Annotated in this window: 27 protein-coding genes; 12 read left to right on the forward strand and 15 right to left on the reverse strand. The window is 63.6% G+C overall.

Annotation, left to right across the window (positions count from 1 at the left end; genetic code table 11):
* Positions 1 to 7 precede the first annotated feature (7 nt).
* The 4 genes from ACXZ1M_RS22945 (at position 8) to ACXZ1M_RS22960 (ending at position 1714) form a co-directional block, all read left to right on the forward strand.
* The gene (locus ACXZ1M_RS22945) at positions 8 to 553 is read left to right on the forward strand and encodes a ferritin-like domain-containing protein (RefSeq protein ID WP_459049919.1); all 546 of its coding nucleotides are present in this window, start codon (positions 8 to 10) and stop codon (positions 551 to 553) included.
* A gap of 72 nt (positions 554 to 625) precedes the next feature.
* Positions 626 to 928 (forward strand): ElaB/YgaM/YqjD family protein, encoded by a 303-nt coding sequence (locus ACXZ1M_RS22950; RefSeq protein ID WP_373991357.1) that lies wholly within the window; start codon positions 626 to 628, stop codon positions 926 to 928.
* Between the two features lie 6 nt (positions 929 to 934).
* The gene (locus ACXZ1M_RS22955; RefSeq protein ID WP_459049920.1) at positions 935 to 1318 is read left to right on the forward strand and encodes a phage holin family protein; all 384 of its coding nucleotides are present in this window, start codon (positions 935 to 937) and stop codon (positions 1316 to 1318) included.
* Positions 1319 to 1327: 9 nt separating this feature from the next.
* Entirely contained in the window at positions 1328 to 1714 is a 387-nt protein-coding gene (locus tag ACXZ1M_RS22960; RefSeq protein WP_459049921.1) for a hypothetical protein, read from the forward strand.
* 28 nt (positions 1715 to 1742) lie between these two features.
* On the opposite strand, the gene ACXZ1M_RS22965 is transcribed toward ACXZ1M_RS22960, so the two are convergent.
* The 3 genes from ACXZ1M_RS22965 to ACXZ1M_RS22975 are packed head-to-tail and all read right to left on the reverse strand — an operon-like array spanning position 1743 to position 2749.
* A complete protein-coding gene (locus ACXZ1M_RS22965) occupies positions 1743 to 2081 on the reverse strand; it encodes a hypothetical protein (protein WP_459049922.1) in 339 nt (112 codons plus the stop codon).
* 15 nt (positions 2082 to 2096) lie between these two features.
* On the reverse strand, positions 2097 to 2249 hold the full coding sequence (locus tag ACXZ1M_RS22970; RefSeq protein ID WP_090192273.1) for a DUF3309 domain-containing protein: 153 nt from the start codon (positions 2247 to 2249) through the stop codon (positions 2097 to 2099).
* Between the two features lie 56 nt (positions 2250 to 2305).
* On the reverse strand, positions 2306 to 2749 hold the full coding sequence (locus ACXZ1M_RS22975) for a glycine zipper 2TM domain-containing protein (RefSeq protein ID WP_459049923.1): 444 nt from the start codon (positions 2747 to 2749) through the stop codon (positions 2306 to 2308).
* 225 nt (positions 2750 to 2974) lie between these two features.
* Between ACXZ1M_RS22975 and ACXZ1M_RS22980 the strand changes: the two genes are divergently transcribed.
* Both ACXZ1M_RS22980 and ACXZ1M_RS22985 read left to right on the forward strand, forming a co-directional pair.
* Positions 2975 to 3289: a BON domain-containing protein gene (locus ACXZ1M_RS22980; protein WP_373991362.1), complete on the forward strand. Its 315-nt coding sequence runs from the start codon at positions 2975 to 2977 to the stop codon at positions 3287 to 3289.
* Between the two features lie 66 nt (positions 3290 to 3355).
* Positions 3356 to 4486, forward strand: a complete 1131-nt coding sequence (locus tag ACXZ1M_RS22985) for an AI-2E family transporter (RefSeq protein ID WP_459049924.1) — start codon at positions 3356 to 3358, stop codon at positions 4484 to 4486.
* Here ACXZ1M_RS22985 and ACXZ1M_RS22990 read toward each other — a convergent pair.
* Both ACXZ1M_RS22990 and ACXZ1M_RS22995 read right to left on the reverse strand, forming a co-directional pair.
* Entirely contained in the window at positions 4472 to 5335 is an 864-nt protein-coding gene (locus ACXZ1M_RS22990; protein WP_459049925.1) for a YihY/virulence factor BrkB family protein, read from the reverse strand. The two genes, ACXZ1M_RS22985 and ACXZ1M_RS22990, sit on opposite strands and share 15 nt — an antisense overlap.
* Before the next feature lie 46 nt (positions 5336 to 5381).
* Positions 5382 to 6422, reverse strand: a complete 1041-nt coding sequence (locus ACXZ1M_RS22995) for an OmpA family protein (protein WP_459049926.1) — start codon at positions 6420 to 6422, stop codon at positions 5382 to 5384.
* A 281-nt stretch (positions 6423 to 6703) separates the two neighbouring features.
* Between ACXZ1M_RS22995 and ACXZ1M_RS23000 the strand changes: the two genes are divergently transcribed.
* From ACXZ1M_RS23000 to ACXZ1M_RS23015, 4 genes are all read left to right on the forward strand, one after another.
* Entirely contained in the window at positions 6704 to 7330 is a 627-nt protein-coding gene (locus tag ACXZ1M_RS23000) for a winged helix-turn-helix domain-containing protein (RefSeq protein WP_459049927.1), read from the forward strand.
* Between the two features lie 91 nt (positions 7331 to 7421).
* Positions 7422 to 8303, forward strand: a complete 882-nt coding sequence (locus tag ACXZ1M_RS23005; protein ID WP_459049928.1) for a M90 family metallopeptidase — start codon at positions 7422 to 7424, stop codon at positions 8301 to 8303.
* Positions 8304 to 8373: 70 nt separating this feature from the next.
* Positions 8374 to 8664 (forward strand): hypothetical protein, encoded by a 291-nt coding sequence (locus ACXZ1M_RS23010; protein WP_459049929.1) that lies wholly within the window; start codon positions 8374 to 8376, stop codon positions 8662 to 8664.
* Positions 8661 to 8936 carry a PIN domain-containing protein gene (locus ACXZ1M_RS23015; RefSeq protein ID WP_459049930.1) on the forward strand — a complete coding sequence of 92 codons (276 nt, stop codon included), beginning with the start codon at positions 8661 to 8663 and terminating at the stop codon, positions 8934 to 8936. The genes ACXZ1M_RS23010 and ACXZ1M_RS23015 overlap by 4 nt, the downstream gene beginning before the upstream one ends.
* Positions 8937 to 9123: 187 nt before the next feature.
* Here ACXZ1M_RS23015 and ACXZ1M_RS23020 read toward each other — a convergent pair whose 3' ends face one another.
* The 4 genes from ACXZ1M_RS23020 to ACXZ1M_RS23035 are packed head-to-tail and all read right to left on the reverse strand — an operon-like array spanning position 9124 to position 13321.
* The gene (locus ACXZ1M_RS23020) at positions 9124 to 9624 is read right to left on the reverse strand and encodes a response regulator (RefSeq protein ID WP_459049931.1); all 501 of its coding nucleotides are present in this window, start codon (positions 9622 to 9624) and stop codon (positions 9124 to 9126) included.
* Complete coding sequence (locus tag ACXZ1M_RS23025) at positions 9621 to 10997, reverse strand: ATP-binding protein (protein ID WP_459049932.1); 1377 nt, start codon at positions 10995 to 10997, stop codon at positions 9621 to 9623. Before ACXZ1M_RS23025 ends, ACXZ1M_RS23020 begins: the two co-directional genes overlap by 4 nt.
* Positions 10998 to 11018: 21 nt before the next feature.
* Positions 11019 to 11825 (reverse strand): HDOD domain-containing protein, encoded by an 807-nt coding sequence (locus ACXZ1M_RS23030; protein ID WP_459049933.1) that lies wholly within the window; start codon positions 11823 to 11825, stop codon positions 11019 to 11021.
* A complete protein-coding gene (locus ACXZ1M_RS23035; protein ID WP_459049934.1) occupies positions 11822 to 13321 on the reverse strand; it encodes an EAL domain-containing protein in 1500 nt (499 codons plus the stop codon). Before ACXZ1M_RS23035 ends, ACXZ1M_RS23030 begins: the two co-directional genes overlap by 4 nt.
* Before the next feature lie 139 nt (positions 13322 to 13460).
* Between ACXZ1M_RS23035 and ACXZ1M_RS23040 the strand changes: the two genes are divergently transcribed.
* Positions 13461 to 14018, forward strand: a complete 558-nt coding sequence (locus ACXZ1M_RS23040) for a glycine zipper domain-containing protein (RefSeq protein ID WP_459049935.1) — start codon at positions 13461 to 13463, stop codon at positions 14016 to 14018.
* 136 nt (positions 14019 to 14154) lie between these two features.
* Positions 14155 to 14511, forward strand: a complete 357-nt coding sequence (locus ACXZ1M_RS23045; RefSeq protein WP_459049936.1) for a hypothetical protein — start codon at positions 14155 to 14157, stop codon at positions 14509 to 14511.
* Here the strand turns inward: ACXZ1M_RS23045 and ACXZ1M_RS23050 are convergent, their stop codons facing one another.
* The 6 genes from ACXZ1M_RS23050 to ACXZ1M_RS23075 form a co-directional block, all read right to left on the reverse strand.
* Positions 14512 to 14892, reverse strand: a complete 381-nt coding sequence (locus ACXZ1M_RS23050) for a TraR/DksA family transcriptional regulator (protein WP_459049937.1) — start codon at positions 14890 to 14892, stop codon at positions 14512 to 14514.
* Positions 14893 to 14958: 66 nt separating this feature from the next.
* A complete protein-coding gene (locus ACXZ1M_RS23055; RefSeq protein ID WP_459049938.1) occupies positions 14959 to 15384 on the reverse strand; it encodes a hypothetical protein in 426 nt (141 codons plus the stop codon).
* 9 nt (positions 15385 to 15393) lie between these two features.
* Positions 15394 to 16164: a hypothetical protein gene (locus tag ACXZ1M_RS23060; RefSeq protein ID WP_459049939.1), complete on the reverse strand. Its 771-nt coding sequence runs from the start codon at positions 16162 to 16164 to the stop codon at positions 15394 to 15396.
* 76 nt (positions 16165 to 16240) lie between these two features.
* On the reverse strand, positions 16241 to 17020 hold the full coding sequence (gene otnI / locus ACXZ1M_RS23065; RefSeq protein ID WP_459049940.1) for a 2-oxo-tetronate isomerase: 780 nt from the start codon (positions 17018 to 17020) through the stop codon (positions 16241 to 16243).
* Positions 17021 to 17112: 92 nt separating this feature from the next.
* The gene (locus tag ACXZ1M_RS23070) at positions 17113 to 18540 is read right to left on the reverse strand and encodes a DEAD/DEAH box helicase (RefSeq protein WP_459049941.1); all 1428 of its coding nucleotides are present in this window, start codon (positions 18538 to 18540) and stop codon (positions 17113 to 17115) included.
* A 159-nt stretch (positions 18541 to 18699) separates the two neighbouring features.
* On the reverse strand, positions 18700 to 19482 hold the full coding sequence (locus ACXZ1M_RS23075; protein ID WP_373992103.1) for an inositol monophosphatase family protein: 783 nt from the start codon (positions 19480 to 19482) through the stop codon (positions 18700 to 18702).
* Positions 19483 to 19613 lie beyond the last annotated feature (131 nt).

Consider the following 19613-nt stretch of genomic DNA (forward strand, 5'->3'; position numbering starts at 1 on the left):
ATTGACCATGGCTGAATCTACCCTAACCCATCCGGCAGGCATCGATGTCGAAGCCATTCGCGCCGCTGCCCGCAACCTGGAAGACGGTCCCGTCACGGCCGGCTACCAGGGCGACCGCGAGGCCGTCATCAAGCTGTTGAACGAGGCGCTGGCTACCGAACTGGTGTGCATCCTGCGCTACAAGCGGCACTACTACACGGTCTCGGGCCGCGAGAACGCCAGCATCAAGGCGGAGTTCCTGGAACACGCCAACGAGGAGCAGGAACACGCCGACTGGCTGGCCGAACGCATCGTCCAGCTGAACGGCGATCCTGATTTCAATCCGGCAACATTGCTCGCACGTAGTCATGCCGAGTATGATGCGTCGGAGGACGTACAATCGATGGTGCGCGCCAATCTGATCGCCGAGCGCGTGGCCATCGAGTCCTACCGTCAGATGATTGAACAGATCGGCGACACCGATCCGACAACCCGCCATCTTTTGATCAAGATCATGGCGATCGAAGAAGAACACGCGGACGATATGCGTGATCTGATGGACGTACACGGTTGAAACAGGCCGGCGTCAAGCCGGCCGCATTTGCTGTACAGTTTTCACATCAACAACCATAACAGGAGCTTCATCATGCTGGAACAAAACATCAGTACCGTGAATAACGACGTGAAAACTCTGGTCAAAGATGCCCAGGCATTGTTTACCGCCGCCACCGCCCTGACCGGCGAGAAGGCCGACGAACTGCGCGGCCGCGGCATGCGCGCGCTGGACAGCGCACTGGCCAAGGCGCACGACGCCCAGGTCAGCGCACTGGCCGCGACCAAGGAAGCGGCGCAGCACGCCGATGAATACGTCAAGGAAAACCCATGGCGTTCGATCGCGGCGGCAGCCGGCATCGGCCTGCTGATCGGCGTGATCATCGGCCGCAAGTAATCCACCGTGGCGCACGAAGAAGGTACTCGTCCGCCGGGTTTGATCGCGTCGCTGGGTCTGGTGACCCGCAACGCGATCGGCCTGCTGCTCAACCGGCTTGAACTGGCCGCGTTGGAGCTGGCGGAAGTGCGCGACCGCCTGCTGCAGCTGGTGCTGGTGTTCGCGCTGGCCGTGGTGCTGGGCGGCTTTGCGCTCATCTACGCCTCGGTTACCATCGTCTACCTCGCCTGGGCGGTCATCGGCTGGCTTATCCTGCCGATCATCACCGGGGTCTTCCTGCTGATCGCCATCGGCCTCATCTTGTATGCCCGCAGCCTGCTACGCAGTGGCAAGCTTTCGCTGCCGGCGACCATGGCCGAACTCAAGTCCGACCGCGACATGCTGTTGTAAGGAAAAGCCATGAGCAAACACGAAGAAGCGGCCGCGCTGGCGGCCGAAAAGCTGAAGGTGATCCGCGAGGGCGAGCTGTACCGCATTAAGCTGGTGCACTCGAAAGCGCTGGTCGGCCAAGCACTGCATCCGGACGCGCTGTTCCATGGCGCGGTCGACCATGCGGTCGGTCTGGCCCAGGCACGCCTGGGCGGCTTGCTGCAGCCGGGCGGCATGGGCGGCTTGAACGTCAAGTCGCTGCTGCCGTATGCGAAGTCGTTGATGCCGTATGCCTTAACGGTCGGCTCGTTCATCGCGCGCAGGCGCCTGATCAAGCCGGTGCTGGTGTTGGCGCTGGCGGCGGGCGCAGGCGTGGCCTGGATGATGCGGCGCAGAAGCGCGGCGGAGCAGGAATAAAAACAAGGGCCGCTGATGCGGCCCTTGCTTATTGTTGGCTGGTTTGGCTTTGCGCCAGCAACTGCGGCATATTGGCCAGGTCGCGCTGATAGGTCGCTTGCGCTTCCTTCATGCAGGCGCCGCGTTCGGCCGCAGGGCCTTTGTGGCAAGCCTGTTTGGCCTCGGCCAGCGCCGCGCCGATTTCCTTGCGCAGCGTGCGTGCCTGCTGGGCTTTGGTGAGATCCGGCTGGGTCCAGCGCGCCGGCTCTCCTTTGGCAATTTCCTGTTGCTGCAATTGGACGTTTTGCGGTGGCGTGGTGTCTTGCGCGTGTGCGGCGCACAGCGCCGCACACGCCATCATCACGCCTGTGATGATGTGACGAACCATGATCTTCTCCTTGGTTTAGAGCCTGCCGGTCAGCAGCATGATCAGCAGAATGACCACGATCAGGCCGGTGATGCCGCTGGGGGCGTAGCCCCAGTTGCGGCTGTGCGGCCAGGTCGGCAGTGCGCCGATCAAGGCCAGGACCAGAATAATCAGAATGATGGTACCCATGTTGTTCTCCTTTTAGTGGATGTAGTAATTGATGTGGACTGGTCCCGGACGACGCATTAATAGCGATACAGGCGGCCGTCGATCAGGCGCACGCGGTTGCCGACGCGCAGGTCGTAAACGCTGTCCTGCTGGATGATGCGGGTATCGCCGTTATCCATGCGCACGGAGATTTGATACTCCTCCTTGCCGGCGTTGCGGTTGTTCTCGACGTTGTTGCCAACGACGGCGCCGCCCACTGCGCCGGCCACGGTGGCGGCGGTGCGGCCGCTGCCCGAGCCAACCTGGTTGCCCAGCAGGCCGCCGATCAGGCCGCCCGTGATGGCGCCGGCGCCGGAGCTGCCGCGTGCTTGCATCACCTGGATCGAATCGATGGTGCCGTAAGTAGAAGAGTCATTGCTGATATAGCCGATCTGCTGAGGCTGCTGGCTGGTGCTGGCGCAGCCGCTCAGCACGGCAACGCCGGCAAAGACAGCAGCGGCAAGGGTAGTTGAGCGTTTCATTTTATCCTCCTGGAAAAGTGTGATACCAGCATAGACACGACGCGCCGGAAGATCTGTGCGGTTACGCACTGTGCCGCAGGCAACAAGGTCGTTGGGCTTTTAGTACGCTAGCGTACAGAGCGCGCCCTGGATTCAGCGTTTAATGGCACATCGGTAGCAGAGACGGAACCCAAACAACGTCCCGCTGGCTGACAAACTCATTTTTTCAAACCAAGGAGAATCGCCATGAAAATCGCACATAAAATCGCTACTGCCCTGTTCACTGTTTCGCTGCTGGGCGCCATGACCGGCTGCGCATCGACCTCGACCAAAGAAGGCACCGGCGAATTTGTCGACGATTCCGTCATCACCACTAAAGTCAAAGCCAGCATCTTCAACGAGCCTACCCTGAAATCGACCGAAATCAACGTCGAAACCTTCAAAGGCACCGTGCAACTGAGCGGCTTCGTGGCGCAACCTGAAGACATCGCTAAAGCCGGCCAGGTTGCCCGCGGCGTCAAAGGCGTCACTTCCGTGAAGAACGACATTCGCGTCAAGTAAGCTTTCGCGCTAGCCAGTAGCCCCGCCGGCGCGACCATCGCGCCGGCATTTTTTTTGTGAGTCATCATGAACCTACCTGCCGAGGACCTTGATGCTCCTCGTATTCCGCTGCATGTCCACGCGCGCGGTCTCGCGCTCGGCGTGATTGCAACCGTCGCCTTCCTCTACGCCCTGCAATGGTCGCGCAATTTCCTTGTGCCCGTGCTGCTCGGCATCCTGATTACCTATACCCTGAGTCCCCTGGTCTGCGTGCTGGAGCGATGGCGCATACCGCGCCTGATCGGCGCCACACTGGTGACCGCCGCCATCCTCGGCGGCTCGGTGCTGGTGATGGATAAAGTGCAGGGCGAATTCCAATCGATCGTCGACGAATTGCCCACGGCCGGACATAAGCTGTCGCGCCTGCTGTCCGACCGCCTGCATGGTGGCGGCCCCAGCACCATCCAGCGCATCCAGGACGTCGCCGCCGAACTGCAGCAGGCCACCGCCGGCGCGCAGGAGAAGCGTGCGGCCCGCCGCGCCACACCGCCGCCGAGCACCTCGGAAAGCTTCCCGGTGATGAACTGGATCTGGGCCGGCTCCATGGGCGTGATGGGTTTCCTGAGCCAAGCCACCATGGTGATCTTCCTGGTGTTCTTTTTGCTGCTGTCGGGCGACACCTTCAAGCGCAAGCTGGTCAAGCTGACCGGGCCTTCGCTGACCAAGAAACGCATTACCGTCCACATCCTGGAAGACATCAACGTCTCGATCCAGAAATACATGCTGATGCTGCTGGTGACCAATGTCGCGCTGGCGCTGCTGATGTGGGTGGCCTTGCGCTGGATCGGCCTGGAGAATGCCGGCGCCTGGGCCATCGTGGCCGGCCTGCTGCACCTGATGCCGTACTTCGGTCCGCTGCTGATCATGGTGGCGACCGGCGTGGTGGCCTTCCTGCAGTTCGAATCCTTGCAGATGAGCTTGCTGGTGATGGGCGTATCGCTGGCCGTCGCCACCCTGATCGGCACCGTGGTGGCGACCTGGATGACGGGCCGCTTCGCCCGCATGAATGCAGCGGCCGTGTTCGTCAGTCTGCTGTTCTGGGGCTGGCTGTGGGGCGTGTGGGGCTTGCTGCTCGGCGTCCCCCTGACGGTGATCGTCAAGGTGGTGGCCGAGCGGGTTGAAGGAATGGAAGTGGTGGCTGAGCTACTGGGCGAGTGATTTGTTGCGCAAGCTGCCCAGCTGCAAAGCATATTGACGCGCAAACTCGGCGCCGAAGAAGAAAATCTGCGCCGAGTAATACACCCACAGCAGCAGGGCGATCATCGAGCCGGCGGCGCCAAAGCTGCTGGCCACGCCGCTGTTGCCGATATAGGCGCCGATCGCATATTTCCCCAACGTGAACAAGGCGGCCGTTCCCAGCGCGCCGATGGTCACGTCATGCCACGACAGTTTGATACGTGGCAGCATCTTGAAGATCACGCCGAACAGCGCGGCGATCACCAGGAAACTGATGGCCATGTTCAGCCCCGACAGGATCATGCCCGCGTCACCCCACAAGCTGCCCCAGTATTTCTCCAGCAGCGTCAGCAGGGCGCTGACCACCAGCGACACCATCAACAGGAAAGCCAGCACCAGCACCATGCCGAACGACAGCAGGCGGGTGCGGATCACGTTCCAGAACGTGCCCTTGGTCAGCGGCGGCACTTGCCAGATGGCGTCCAGGCTGTCCTTGAGTTCGGCGAATACCGTGGTGGCGCCGAACAGCAGCAGGGCGCTGGCGATCAGCGTGGCCAGCCGGCCTTCTTCCTTGTTCTTCGCTCCAGCCAGCACCAGCTGGATCGCTTCCGCGCCTTGCGTGCCGACCAGGCCGCGCAGTTGGGCAAACAATTCACCCTGCGCCGCCTGCGGCCCGTAGAACCAGCCGGCAATGGCCAGCACCAGCACCAGGATGGGCGCCAGTGAAAACAGGGTGTAGAACGCCAGCGCCGCGCCCATGCTGCCGCCGCGATGCTCGAACCATTCGGAAATGGCGCACTTGAATACAGAGAGTATGGTTTTTGTCTTCATAAAAAAAAAGCCCCGCAACCGAAGTTGCGGGGCGTTTCATTCCTTGTTATTGCACGCGACGTTCGATGGTGATTTGTTCCACCTCGACGCGACGGTTAGGTTCCAGGCACTTGATCAGGTCGGCGCGCTTCTTGTCGTTGCACTCCACAACAGGATTCGACTCGCCCTTGCCGACGGCGTTCAGGCGATTGGCGGCAATACCTTTGGCGACCAGGTAGTCCTTGACCGCATTGGCGCGGCGCTCGGACAGTTTCTGGTTGTACTTGTCGCTGCCCAGACGGTCGGCGTAGCCGGAGATGACCACGTCGTTGATGCCGCTGTTGGTGTTCAGTACATTGGCGATGTCGTCCAGTTTAGGCTGGTTCGGATTCAGCTTGGCGCTGTCGAACGAGAACAGCTCGGTGGCCGACATGGTCACTTTTTCAAAGCGCGCCGGCGCTGGTGGCGGCGGTGCTGGTGGTGCTGGTGGCGGTGGCGGTTCCACAGCGGCCACAGGTGCTGGCGGCGGCGCCGGTGGGGTTGGACGCGGTGGCGCGTTGAACGCAATGTTCAGGCCGACGGTCGCATAGTAGTTGTTGCTCTTGCTGTTAGGGAAGGAGCCGTCACGGATGAAGCCATGCACATTGCGCAGGTCGGCTTGCAGGGCGACGCGTTCGCTCAGGTCGGCCTGGAAGCCCAGGCCGGCGCTCAGGTAAGGCGAGTTCTTGCGGCGCTCGATATTGCCGACCAGGTTGGCCTTGTCGCGTTCAACACCGGCACCGACCAGCAGGAAAGGACGGAAGGATTTACGGGAGAGCATCAGCAGACCGTCCACGCCCAGCGTGTTTTGCTGGTAGCGCTGGCCGTTTTCGTCGCTGCTGGCGTAGGTCGTGCCCATTTGCACGTCCCAGTTCTGGTTCACAGCTTTACCGAATTTCAGGCCACCGCCGTAACCGCGCTTGTCCACGCCGAAGTCGGAATCAGGCTTGATGCCGTTCACGCTAGGCTGGATATACCACGATGGATTGATGACCGCGTCTTGGGCCATGGCGGAGAACGACGCACAGAGGACTGCAGCGGCGAGGGCGATTTTTTTTGATTTATTCACAGGTAAGCTCCCGAATTGTTTAAAAATGTTTCGATGCCAGCAATGTTGTTGCACCGCTGTTGGAGCGAAGATTAGGCAACTTGGTTCGTTCTCACCGTTCGCTAGCGCACACAAGTTTGAGCTGTATCAAAACGGTCACATTTGCTGAAAACTTATTTGGATTGCTTTTGTCCCATCGTAAGGACATAGATGGCTCAATAATGTTCGTTGCCGCACAGACTGCGGCCGCACATGCGGGCATTCTTGGGCTCAAGGCATACCCAATCTTAAGGAGTGATCCCATGCACGCAGTCAGCAAACAACAAACCCTGGTCCAGAACGAGATGAAAGCCTCGCCGGAGATGCAGGCGACGACAGCGCGCCTGACCCTGGTCGACCGCTCGACCCCGGCCCCACTGGACCGCAAGCCTGCCCTGTCGATGGCTTCCATCGAACGTGTGCGCTCGACTTCGGCCACCCTGCGCCGCATCGAAAACATGCAAAAGTTGATCGCCGAGTTGACCCAGCACGAAATGCTGGCCGACGAGATCGCTTGGTTCCTGAAATTTTCGCCGTCCGGCGCCCGTAAATATATCCGCGACCTGCGCGAGGCCGGCGTGATCGAGCTGTCGCGCTATGTCGAAGGCACGGCCACCTACCTGGGCAAGGCGGTGTACCAGCTGACCCCCGACCCGGAGCGCATTGCCGCCTTCCTGGCCGCCATCGCCCAGCCGAAGCGCGAAGGCGCGCCGCCGCGCAAGGAACGTCCGGGCCTGCGCGAGCAAGCCATGTCGGGCAGCGGCCGTCACTTCCACATTCTGGCCGACGATACGCACTATGCGATCCGTGTCAATCGGGGTCCGGTGATGCGCGATCCGCTGGTGGCTGCACTGTTCGGTACGCCGGCTTCGCAGCAAAAAGCAGAGTAAGCCTCCCGCCGCAGGGGTATGATGTTTGCATATTGAAATGTAAACAAGCAACCCCAACTACTCCGTCAAGACATTCAACGGACAGCGGCATATGGAAGCTTTGATCTGGATAGGCCTGACGGCGCTGCTGATTGCAGCGCCATTTTTCTACCCGCGCTGGCGCCTGCAGCGCGTGCTGGCCCGGCCCTTGCCGCCCCATGCGGAAGCCGTGCTGCAGCGAAACATACCCGTCTACAAACGCATGAGCCCGGATCTGCAACAGCAGTTGCGGCGCATGGTGGTGCAGTTCCTGCATCAAAAGAAATTCGTCGGCTGCGAAGGGCTGGAGGTGACCGATGAAATGGCCATCACCATCGCCGGGCAAGCTTGCATGCTGCTGCTGAACCGGCCCAGCAAGGTCTATCCGGCCTTGCACACCATCCTGGTCTATCCCAGCGAATTCGTGGCGCAGCGGGCCGAAGTGGGGCCGGGCGGGGTGGTCACGCCGGGCCGGCAGAGCATGCTGGGCGAGTCGTGGGACGATGGCCGCGTGGTGCTGTCCTGGGACAACGTCCAGCGCGGCGCCGCCGACTGGACCGACGGCCACAACGTCGTCCTGCACGAGTTCGCCCACCAGCTCGACAGCGAATCAGGCCGCGCCAACGGCGCCCCCTACCTCGGCAATCCAGCCAGCTACCGCGAATGGTCGGAAGTGCTATCGCGCGACTTCCAAAACCTGCGCATGAACGCCATGTACCGCCAGCAAACGGTGATGGACCCCTACGGCGCCACCAACCCGGCCGAGTTCTTTGCCGTGGCGACCGAAACCTTCTTCGAAAAACCGTATCAGATGGCCGAACACCACGCCGAGCTGTACGCGGAATTCCTCAAATACTACCGCGTCGACCCGCGCGACTGGATGGCGCCGCCGCCGCCACCGGTGCTATATGCCGAGCTTGATTCTCAAGGTTTTGGCCAGCGCAGTTCGGCATGAAAGTTGTCCGGCGCTGGTCCTGCCCAAATGTTATACACTAGCTGCAACGATAACTGGCGTGAGGCGCATCATGGCACAACGCTTAACAGTTGAGCTTAGCGAGGGTGAAATGGATCAGGTCCAGACCGCCGCGCGCGCCCAGCAATTAGATCCTGAACACATAACGGCGAAACAGCTAGTCCAGGCGCTGAATGATTCGCAGGTCAGCGCTTCGGCGGCCAAGGTGGCGCCAGCGGTCCCGTCGGCGGAAGCACGCGCCAAGCGCAAGGCAGCGATCATGAGCATGCACGGCATTTGGAAGAATGACCCGACCAAGCCTAAAGATCCGGTTGCTTACCAGCGCGAGGTGCGGTCTGAATGACAATAGTACTGTTCGATAGCAACATCCTGCTCGACAATTTCAACGGTCATGCAGCCGCTGCCAACGAGCTTTTCACCTATGACGACGCCGTCATCAGCTCGGTAGTTTGGATGGAGGTTGCCTGCCTTATGGATCAGGCCGAGCGCAATGCTTTCGATGCGCTTCTTCTCAACGCCGGCATCCAAATCGTCCATCCCAACGACGACATCATGCGCCGCGCCGCGCCGCCACGATTCGGGGCGACAGCGTTGCAAGCCAGGGTGCCGGCGTAGGGAGGAAACTGCAACTCCTGGATTGCATTATTCGTGCTACGGCGGAAGTCGAGGGTCGCCTCATCATTACGCGCAATCCTGCCGATTTTGGCGGGGAAGGGCCGAACGTACGCGTGCCGTACGAGTTGGTTGACGACGTCGCCGTCAACATCAAACCGCCGCCAGCGTAGCGCGCGTCGGCGCGCCGCTAAAGGATGATGGAGCCGTCGTCGCTGCGCTTGACGTGCAGCAGGCCCGGCTCCTCCTGTTCCAGCCGGCGCGCTTCCAGTTCCTGCGCGCTCGGGCTGCGGCCGGCCTCGGCCAGCAGGCGCTGGCGTTCCTCCAGCGCCTGCAGAATGTTTTGCTCCAGCTCCGACTGCTGCCACGGCTTGGAAATGAAACGGAACACCTGGGCCTCGTTGATGGCGGTCATGGCGGTCTGGAAATCGGTGGAGGCGCTCAGCATGATGCGCACCGTGGTGGGGGCGACGTCCTTGAGCGCCTGCAGGAATTCGCCGCCGCTCATTTCCGGCATCATGAAATCCGACACCACCAGGTCGAACTCGCACACGCAGATGCGGTTCAAGGCTTCGAACGGATTGGTGAAGGTTTCGATCTGGGCCCCGGCCAGCGGCTTGCTTTGCCGCAGCGCGCGCTGCAGGGCGCTCAGCATATTCGGTTCATCGTCCACCAGCAGTATGCGGCTCATGCGGTTTCCTCCGTGTGACGTATCGGCAGCAGCACGCGGAAACAGCTGCCGCGTCCCGGTTCGGTATCGACTTCGATGCGGCCGCCGTGTTTCTTGACGATGCCGTAGGCCAGCGACAAGCCCAGCCCCGTGCCCTTGCCGACCGCCTTGGTGGTGAAGAAGGGGTCGAAGATGCGCGACAGCGCCTCCGGCGGAATGCCGGAGGCGCTGTCCTCCACTTCCAGCTTGACGGTGTGGGCGTCCGCCATGCCGGTGCGCAGGGTGATCAGGCCGCGCTCCGGCCCCATGGCCTGCGCCGCGTTGATCACCAGGTTCAGCACCACCTGGTTGATCTGCAGCGGCAGGCATTCGATTTCCGGTATGTCGCCATAGGCCTTGACCACGTCGGCGCGGTACTTGACCTCGTTGGCGACGATGTTGAGCGTGGAGTCGATGCCCTGGTGCAGGTTGGCGCGGGTCCATTGCTGGCCGGCGTCGGCGCGCGAAAAGTCCTTCAGGTCTTCGACGATGTGGCGCACGCGCACGATGCCTTCGCGCGATTCGCGCATCAGGGCCGGGATGTCCTGGCGCAGGAAGTCGAGGTCGATCTGCTCGCGCATGGCGCGCAGCTGCGCCGTCACGGTCGGCTGGGCGATGCTGGCCTCGGCCTGCTGATAGGCGTCCAACATCCCGAACAGCTGCTCCAGATAGCTTTGCAGCGTGCCGACGTTGGAGAAGATGTAACCGATCGGGTTGTTGATTTCGTGCGCCACCCCGGCCGCCAGCTGGCCGATGGACGCCATCTTCTCGGACTGCACCAACTGCTGCTGCGCGGTGGTGAGCATGTCGTTCAGCTCGGTGAGCTGACGGATGTCGTCCTCCAGCTTGTCGTTGGCCTGCGCCAGCTGGGCCGTGCGTTTCTCCACGATGTGCTCCAGGCTGTCCCGGGATTTGCGCAGCGCGTTCTCGGCCACGCGGCGCTCGGTGACGTCGCGCAGGGTTTCGATGGCGCCGACGATGTGGCCCTCGGCGTCGCGCAGCGGCGCGGCGGTGAAATGCAGCCAGTGGCCGCTGGCGCCGATGTTCGGAAAGAAGTCTTCCGTTTCATAGGCGCCGGGAATCAGCGTCGAGCGCCGCGTGTGGCCGGGGTAATGGGCGGCGATATTGTCGTCGCCGGCCACGATCAGGTCCGACAGCAGCGGCCGCTCCTTGGTGTAGAACGGCTGCCACTGATTGCGCGTGCCCACCATGCAGGCGCGGGTCCAGCCCAGCAATTGCTCGCAGGCGCGGTTCCAGTGCGTGATGACGTGCTGGCGGTTGATGGCGAAGGTGGCCACCGGATTGCCGTCGAAGAATTCGGACAGGTCGACTTCCGCCTGCGTGCTCAGTTTCATGGCCGCTTCCCGGTTGATCACTCAGTTGATTAAGATCTGGCACATATCGTTCACCATCAGCGTGCAGTGTTCGGTCAGCTGGCGGCGCTGTTCCTCTTCGACCGCCAGCGTGGCCCAGGTCGATTCCTTATCGTCGGCCGGGCCGGCCAGCAGATGCGCCAGCCCCACCGCCAGCGCCAGTCCGGTGGCATCGGCGCGGTGCTGCTGGCTGATGGCGTCCTGGATCGCCAGCGGGAACTTCCAGTGCGCCGCCAGCGCCCGGCCGGCCTCGGTGTGGTCGACGCCGAACACGGCCAGCTCCGCCTCCGCCACGCTGGCGTCCTGGTGGGCGCTGCGCCACAGCGGCACGGCGGCGTATTCCTCGGGGAAGCGGGTGGCCAGCACCAGCGTGCCGAGGTTGTGCAGCAGGCCGGTGGTGAAGGCGGTGTCCGGACTTTGCCGCAGGTGGCGCGCCAGCGCGCGCGCCCACACGGCGGTGGCGATGGCGTGGCGCCAGAAGGCGTCGAAGTCGAGCGGCGTGCCGGCCGCCTTGGGTACGGCGCCGATGACGCCGCAGGCTGTCACCAGCGTGCGCACGCTGTGCAGGCCTAGCACCGACATGGCCTGCGGGATGCTGATCACCTTGGACGGCATGCCGTAGAACGAGGAGTTGGCCAGCCGCAGCGTCTTGGCGGTCAGGGCCTGGTCGAGCGCCAGGCGGCCGGCCAGGTAGTTGAGGTCGATATCGTCTTCGTCCTCCATGCTGGACAGCAGTTCGGCCACCACCGCCGGCAGCGAGGGCAGGTCGTGCACGCGGCGCACCACCTCGTCGAGCGCAATCGGGCTCATGCCGGGTCTCCCGCCAGGCTGAGCGTCAGCAGGCTGCCGCGCGAGGCCGAATGCCGGCCCATGGCGTAGCCGTGCACGGCGTAGCGCCGGCCCGCGATGTCGACTTGGCGGCCGGCCGATGGCGGTCCAGCGGTGTCGAACAGCTGCGGCAGCACGGCGTGCGCCTGGTTGCCGAGCAGGGCGCCGCTGTGCGCGAACAGCCGGCCGGCGGCGCCGTTGATGAAGGCGATCATGCCATCGTCGTCGAGGCCGATCACGGCCAGCGGCAGTTGTTGCAGGACTTCGCGCGCGATGCCGAGGCTGATCTCGTCGCGGTCGATCTGGCGCTGCATCTGGTGCAGCAACTGCTCCATGCGGCGGTTGGCGCCGGCCAGTTCGTGGTTGGCGTTGCGCACCTCCATGTTCAGGCGCGCGTTGTCGTCGGCGATCTCCTTGAGGCGGAAGGCGTCGGCCAGGTGGGCCCGCAACTGCGCATCGTTCCACGGCTTGGTGAGGAATTTGTAGATCGCGCCTTCGTTGACGGCCTCGGTGACCGACTGCAGTTCGGTGTAGCCGGACAGCATGATGCGGATGGTGTCCGGCCGCAGGATGCGCGCGCGACGCAGGAAGTCGGCGCCGCTCAGGCCCGGCATGCGCTGGTCGGAGATGATGACGTCGACCGGCTGCTGCGCCAGCATCTCCAGCGCCTGCTCGCCGCAGTCGGCGCTCAGGATGTGGTAGCCGTCCGGGCGCAGCAGGCGCTTGAGCGCCGACAGGATATTGGCCTCGTCGTCCACCAGCAGCAGGCAACGCCGCCGCGCCGGGGTGCGCAGCAACTGCGGCGGCAGGCGCCGGTCCTCGCGTAGCAGGGCGCCGACCTCGGCCGCAGGCAGCGGTGCCGCGTACAGCTCGCCCTGCACCAGGTCGCACAGGTTGGTGCGCAGGAAGGCGCACTGCGCTTCGGTGTGCACGCCGTCGGCGGCGATGCGGATGCCGAGGTGGTGGGCCATGGCGATCAAGGCCTGGCACCGCGCGGCGGCGCCGGCGTCGTCGGCCACGCCGTGCACGCGCGCGGCGTCGAGCTTGACGTAGTCGAAGGGGTAGCGCAGGAGGTGGGTCAGGCAGGCCGGGCCGGCGCCGAAGTGGTCCAGCGTGAGGCAGACGCCCAATTGCTTGAAGAAATCCAGCGCGCGGTCGCTGGCGGTTGGATCGTTGGTGAGGGTGTCCTCGTCGAGTTCCAGCGTGAGCGCGGTGGGCTGAACGCCATATTGTTCGAGCATGGCCGCCACCTCGTGGCCGAAGGCCGGATCGTGCAGCTGCGCCGGCGCGACGTTGATGGTCACCTGCAGATCGCCGCCGTCCAGCACGCCGCCTTGCCACAGCTGGCGATCGGTGCACGAGCGGCGCAGCAGCGCCAGGCTGTCGGCGTCCGGAGACAGCGCCTCCAATCCGGCGACCGCGCCGTTGCGCAAGTCGACCAGCGGCTGGTAAAGCGGCGGCTGCTCATCGAACTCCATCAGGCGTTCCTATCGAAATGGAAGCTTGCTGCTCGAAAAAACTATCGGTTGATTATACGGCCAAACATGTGCGGGAGCGAACGGAAGCCCGCGTGCAGGCGGGCGACACTGCGGCTAACCATGAACACAGGAGAACATCATGAGCACCATCATTGCGGGACATTTCCAGTTGCAGGACGAAATCGCCAATGCGCGGCTGGCCTTGCTGGACGCCGGCTTCGGGGCGGCGCGCATCAGTTCCTTCTACGTCAATCCGCCCGGCCAGCACGATGTGTACGAGCTGGGCGGGGATCATGACAAATCGCCGGGCGCCAAGGAAAGCGACGAAGGCGTGGTCAAGGGCGGCGCCACCGGCGCGGTGGCGGGCGCGGTGGTCGGCGCGGCGACCATGCCCGTGACCGGTCCGATCGGCCCGGTGGTGGGCGCGCTGGTGGGCGCCCACGTGGGCTCGTTGTACAGCCTGCACAAGATGAAGGAGGCGGGCGAGCCGGACCAGGACGGCAGCAATGTGCGCGCGCCGCGCAAGTCCGGCATGATGATTGCCGTGGCGGTCGACGACGTAGCGCAGGAGCAGCGCGCGCAGGGCGTGCTGCTGCGCTTGGGGGCGGGCGAGATCGAACGGGCCGAAGGCCACATCACGGCCGGCGACTGGCGCGATTTCGATCCGAATTCGCTGCCGGAACTGATTGCTGGCTGACCGTTCTCCGGCAACAGTGTCGGCTTGCTATCCCTCTTTTGGGCCGCGCTGTTGCATATCGGCGACGATGTCTGCGCGCTGAGCAATTTTCGGTATGATAGTCGCTAGACACCCAACCGAAGAGCGGGAGGCGGCAATGACACAGGCATGGCTAGTGCTCACTCGTCCTGACGGACGCGATGTGGCTGCGCCGTCGGAGGCCCAGATGGCGGCGGCGCTGGCCGACGTCTACGGCGGCAAGGCGCCGGCTTCCGACGACGGCCCCGGCAGCGCCGTGCTGCGCTTCGGTTACGACGACGGCTTGATGTACGAGATGGAAGTGTCGTCCGGCGGCTCGGTGCGCTTTGCCGAATGGTCGGACCGCGATTGCGAAATCGCGCTGGCCTCGCCGCGCACCATGACCGTGCCGGCGCAGGCCGACGCCTTGCAACTGTGGCGCATGATGGCGCAGCGGCAGGTGGCCAAGATCCGCAATCAGCCCTGGCTTGACTAGCTAGCGCAGGCCCCGTTCCAGGCGCGTCTGGCACTGGATGCAAAAGCGCGCCTCTGGGCAGGCGGCCAGCCGCGAATAGCCTATCGGCTCGCCGCAACTTTCACATAATCCATAACTCGCATCATCGAACCTGGCCAGCGCATGGCGCACCACGTCGAGCCGGCGTGCCGTGAGCGTGGCCGCCTCGTGCACGGCGCTGTGCAGCGCGCGCTGGCTGGCGTTGTCGGCGGGGGAGGCCTCGGCCACGTGCGGCAGCGGCAGGCGCAGGTCGGTGGTGCGGTCGAGATCGTCCGCGAGCTGGCTCAGCAGGGCGGCGCGCGCCTGCGTCAGGCGTGCCTGCAGCTCGTGCCACTGTTGCTCATTCAATCCGTTCGCGCCCATGCCTGTGCTCCCACTTTTCCCCTCTGGCATTGGACCCGCTGCGCGCCTATTGGTTCTGCTACAGGGTTACAACGCTTCGATGTGGTGCTTGAGTTTTTCCAGCGGCTGCAGCACCTTGTCCGGCTTGCCGGTGGCGACGGCCGCGCCCAGCGAAATCAGCTCGGCGGCGAAGTCCACCAGATCCTTGATGCGGTCGATCTGGTCGATTTTTTCCTGCGCGCGTGCGGTCACCTCCAGCAGTTGCTGTTGCTGCGCGGCGAGGCCGCTGGCGGCCAGCACGGCGGCGTCCAGGTACAGGCTGTTGGCGCGTTGGCGCAGCGTCACCTCGTTTTCAAACAGCGCCTGCGCCACGCCCTGCGAAATGCCGGGAATGCCGCCCTCCGGCGCCGGCTTGCGGATGGCGCGCATCAGGCGTTTATGCAAGGCGTCGGCGCAGGCGGACAAGTGGTCGGCCAGCGTTTCGAACTCGGCTTGTTTATGCGGATCTGCCATGGCTGCTCCTTACGGTTTTGCGGGGATTTGCGCCACCAGCGCGCGGTGCTGCTGCTCGATCGCGTCCAGGTTCTTGCGCGCCAGCGTGTAGCGCAGGCCGATCAGGCGGAACTCGGCCTGCTTCTGTTGCTGCTGCGATTTGGCGAGCGCCAGCAGCAGCTTGTCGCGCTTGGGATCGCGGAAGGGGATCTCCGATTCCAGCATGCCGATGACGATTTTCTCTTCGTTGTCGCTGGTCTTGTCGTACAGGCGCAGCAGGGTGCGCATGGCGTCCAGCAGGTCCTGCACCGGTTGCTGGCCTTCGCGCATGATGTCGTTGACGGCGTTCTCCTGCAGCGGCGCGGTGAGGCCGCGCGCGATCAGGCGCGTGAGGCCGGCGAAGGCGTTGACGTGGCGGTCGTCCAGGCCGGAATCGGGCCAGGCCTTGATGCCGCTGCCGACGTTCTTGACCTGGTCCTCCATGTCGTAGCGGCTGTCGCCGGCCAGCTTGCCCAGCGTCTGCATGTAGGCCTGCAGGCCGTACTGCAACTTGACGAAATCGTCGCAGGCTTGCTGGCGGCGGGCGTCGATCTGTTGCTCGCGGGCGTCGGCCTCGGGAGAGAGGAACGGTTGCTCGCGCTGGTAGGTCTGGCGGTAGCGCTCCGTCAGTTCGTGATAGGCCCCGAGCTTGGGCGCCTCGCTGGCAAAGGCGCGCACGTCGGCCATGCGCGGGGTGCTGCTGGCGCAGCCGGTGAGGATGGCCAGCAGGCCGACGATCAGGAACAGGCGGGACAGTTTCATGGACACTCCGCAGTGAGGGAAACGCTAGGGTCGATTGTTGCCGCTGGTGAAGACTTTAGTGTTGCGCGGGCGCAGACTATGTGGTCAGCGTCTCGCGCCAGGCCAGGCCGGTGTTGGTGTCGCCGGCAGGGTTGTACTCGCAGCCGAGCCAGCCGTCGTAGCCGATGCGGTCGAGGAAGGCGAACAGGTGGCGGTAGTTGATCTCGCCGCTGCCCGGCTCGTGGCGGCCCGGCGTGTCGGCGATCTGGATGTGCTTGATCTGCGGCAGGTTTGCTTCGATGGTGTTGCACAGTTCGCCTTCCATGCGCTGCATGTGATAGACGTCGTATTGCAGGAACAGGTTGGGACAAGCCGCTTCCTGGATGATCTGCAGCGCCTGGCTGCTGCGGTTGAGGAAGTAGCCGGGCATGTCGTAGTGGTTGATCGGTTCGATCAGGACCTTGATGCCGGCCGGCTCGCATTGCTGGGCGGCGTAGCGCAGGTTGTCGAGGTAGGTGGCGCGCGCCAGTTCGGGCGCCAGGCCGGCGGGCAGCTTGCCGGCCATGCAATGGACCTGGCCGACGTCGAGCGCCTTGGCGTAGTGCAGGGCGCTGGCCACGCCGGCGCGGAACTCGTCGACGCGGGTGGGATCGCAGGCCATGCCGCGCTCGCCGACGTTCCAGTCGCCTGCAGGCAGGTTGAACAGCACCAGCTTAAGCTGATGGGTGCGCAGCCGTTCGGCGATCTCAGCCGCTTCGTAGGGATAGGGGAACAGGAACTCGACGGCCTCGAAGCCGGCCGCGCGGGCCAGGGTGAAACGGTCGAGGAAAGGGGTGTCGGTGTACAGCATCGACAGGTTGGCGGCGAACTTGGGCATGGACGTTTAGCGGTGTGGTTGATTCGCTATCCTAATCCAGATTGCCCCTTGGCGATGCACGAAAAAAAAGCCATCCGAAGATGGCTTTCATTTTAGCGGCCGCGGCCGCCGGAGCGGTGCTGGGCTGCGGAGCGCGGAGCACCGCCACCACCGCCGCCGCCGCCATTGCCGCGTGGAGCGCCGCCACCGTTGCTGCGTGGAGCACCACCGCCACCGCCGTTGCCGCCGGCCGTGCGCGGCTTGCCGGCCGCACCTGCGCCTGCGCCTGCCGGCTTGTTGCGCGGAGCACCACGGCCACCACCGCCGCCACCATTACGGTGACCGCCGGCGCCGCTGCGCAGCTGGATAGGCTGGGCGCGCGCGTTCAGGTCCGGCTCGAAGCCAGGAATCACTTCACGCGGCAGGGTTTGCTTGATCAGCTTCTCGATGTCTTTCAACATGTCGTGCTCGTCCACGCACACCAGCGACACGGCTTCGCCGGTGGCGCCGGCGCGGCCGGTACGGCCGATGCGGTGCACATAGTCTTCCGGCACGTTCGGCAGGTCGTAGTTGACCACGTGCGGCAGCTGGTCGATGTCGATGCCGCGCGCGGCGATGTCGGTGGCCACCAGCACTTGCAGGCTGTTGTCCTTGAACTCGCTCAGGGCGCGGGTACGCGCCGACTGGCTCTTGTTGCCGTGGATGGCCATGGCGCCGATGCCGTCTTTTTCCAGCTGTTCAACCAGCTTGTTGGCGCCGTGCTTGGTGCGGGTGAACACCAGCACCTGGGTCCAGTTGTGGGTCTTGATCAGGTGCGCCAGCATCGGGTGCTTCTTGTCGCGGTCGACCGGGTGGATCTTCTGGGCGATCACTTCCACCGTCGAATTGCGGCGTGCCACTTCGATGGTCGCCGGCTTGTCCAGCAGGCCGTCGGCCAGGGCCTTGATCTCGTCCGAGAAGGTGGCCGAGAACAGCAGGTTCTGGCGCTTCGGCGGCAGCTTGGCCAGCACTTTCTTGATGTCGCGGATGAAGCCCATGTCGAGCATGCGGTCGGCTTCGTCCAGCACCAGGATTTCGACCTTCGACAGATCGACGGTGCCTTGTTCCATGTGGTCCAGCAGGCGGCCCGGCGTGGCGACCAGGATGTCGACGCCGTGCTTGAGCTGCTTGATCTGCGGGTTGATGCCGACGCCGCCGAAGATCACGGCGGAGTTCAGTTGGGTGTACTTGCCGTACACGCGCACGCTTTCCTCAACCTGGGCCGCCAGTTCGCGGGTCGGGGTCAGGATCAGGGCGCGGATCGCGCGTGGGGTCTTGTTGCTGGTCTGCTTGAGGCCGACGGCGTCCGTCGACAGGCGGTGCAGCAGCGGCAGGGTGAAGCCGGCCGTCTTGCCGGTGCCGGTTTGCGCGCCCGCCAGCAGGTCGCCGCCTTTCAGCACGGCAGGGATGGCCTGCTGCTGGATAGGGGTGGGCGAGGTGTAGCCGGTTTCGCTGACAGCGCGAATCAGGGCGTCGGACAAACCGAGGGAGGAGAATGACATATTAACTTTATGTGAATGCAGTCGATTATTCTTGGTTTGCGGCATCGGACTGAGCGGTGCCGCAACTTTCAGTATAGCATCTTGTTTCAAAGAGGAAATACTTCGGGAAATAAAAAAGGGAGCAAACGCTCCCTTTTCTAAGAAGAACGTGTGGAATGGTTATGCGTAGGGGGCCAGCAAGCCGACCATCTGGGCGAATACTTTCGGGCTGGCGGCAATGATGTCGCCCTTGTACAGGTAGTCCGATTCGCCGCTGAATTCACCGACGATACCGCCGGCTTCAGTGACCATCAGGGCGCCGGCGGCGATATCCCAAGGTTTCAGGCCTTTTTCGTAGAAGCCGTCCAGACGGCCCGATGCGACGTAGGCCAGATCCAGCGCGGCACTGCCTGCGCGACGCACGCCTTGGCTGCGTTCCGCCATGATACCGTACATTTCCAGATATTCGGTCAATGCCTTCGGGCTGCCGGTTTGGTAGCCGGTGGCCAGCAGGGCATTGCTGATGCGGTCGAGCTTGCCGACGCGGATACGTTTTTCGTTCAGATAGGCGCCGGCGCCCTTGGTAGCGGTGAACAGGTCGTTGCGCACCGGGTCGTAAATCACCGCTTGCGTGATCACGCCGCGCTGGGCCAGCGCGATCGAGATGCAGTATTGCGGGAAGCCGTGCATGAAGTTGGTGGTGCCATCGAGCGGGTCGATGATCCAGGTGTATTCGCTCTCGTCGTGGGCGTTCTTGGAGGCGCCCGATTCCTCGGCCAGGAAGGCGTGGTCCGGATAAGCTTTGGACAGCACTTCGATGATCGCCTGTTCGGCGGCCTGGTCGACGTCGGTGACGAAGTCCTTGTGGTTTTTCTCGGTCACGATGACGCGGTCGAGGTCGAACGAGGCGCGGTTGATGACGGCCGCAGCGCGGCGGGCGGCTTTGACCGCCGTGTTGATCATTGGATGCATGTGGGCTTTTTCCGTTAAAAGAACGCTAACGCCCACCGGGGGAATACCAGCCCGGCGGCGCGTAAGGGTACAAGAGTGAATTAAAGAGCGGGGCGGCGCCGACAGGGTAGAATTCTGCTTGA

The sequence above is a fragment of the Duganella paludis genome, from assembly GCF_054461335.1.